The sequence below is a fragment of the Facklamia sp. P12945 genome, assembly GCF_050409485.1.
GTDB lineage: Bacteria > Bacillota > Bacilli > Lactobacillales > Aerococcaceae > Facklamia.
This window is the reverse complement of sequence record NZ_JBNUPJ010000058.1, coordinates 1-717: the sequence shown is the minus strand read 5'-3', so window position 1 is coordinate 717 and position 717 is coordinate 1. Positions and strand designations below refer to the sequence as shown.

General features: G+C 38.1%; 1 protein-coding gene. It reads left to right on the top strand.

Annotated features, from left to right (window positions below; genetic code table 11):
- Positions 1-606, top strand: a 606-nt coding sequence (locus tag ACQV2X_RS08760) for a Rib/alpha-like domain-containing protein (RefSeq protein ID WP_428874607.1), incomplete at its 5' end; no start/stop codon positions are given.
- Positions 607-717 lie beyond the last annotated feature (111 nt).

Sequence of the window (717 nt, the reverse complement as noted above, 5' to 3'; positions counted from 1 at the left end):
CCAGGACAACCCACGTTTGAAGATGTGACACCAGAAGGAGTAATAGACTATACTAAGCCGGGAACATACATTGGTCAGGTGAAGGTAACTTATCCAGACGGTTCAACAGAAATTGTGGATGTGACAGTTACTGTAACGACACCAACCTCAGATGAAACTCAAGCTGATAAGTATGAACCTATTGTTTCACCTGAAGTGATTCAACCAGGCGGAACAGTAGACTTAACTGACAATGTAACGATTCCAGGGTACGTAGAAGATCCTAAGTATCCAGGACAACCCACGTTTGAAGATGTGACACCAGAAGGAGTAATAGACTATACTATGCCAGGTAAATACATCGGTTTAGTTAAAGTTACTTATCCAGATGGTTCGTTTGAAATATTTGAAGTTCCAGTTATTGTTTCTGTCTCAGATTCAGAAAATGATGGAGATAATGGTGATCCAAATATCCCTGAAAAATCTGATGATTCACCTTCCAAAGCCGGAGTTTTACCGAATACGGGAGAGTCTGATCAACTTGTTCTGTTTTCAGGTGCTGCTCTTTCAATATTAAGTGGATTAGGATTAATTGCAGTAGGAGGCAGAAAAAAAGAAGAAAATTAAGATGTTTGAACGATTTGTAATAAAACTATTCAAATTTTAAAATCAAGGTGATAATATTTTGGCTCTATGTCCAATAGGGTTGATGCTATCCAAGGAGATTAAGCAATTAAC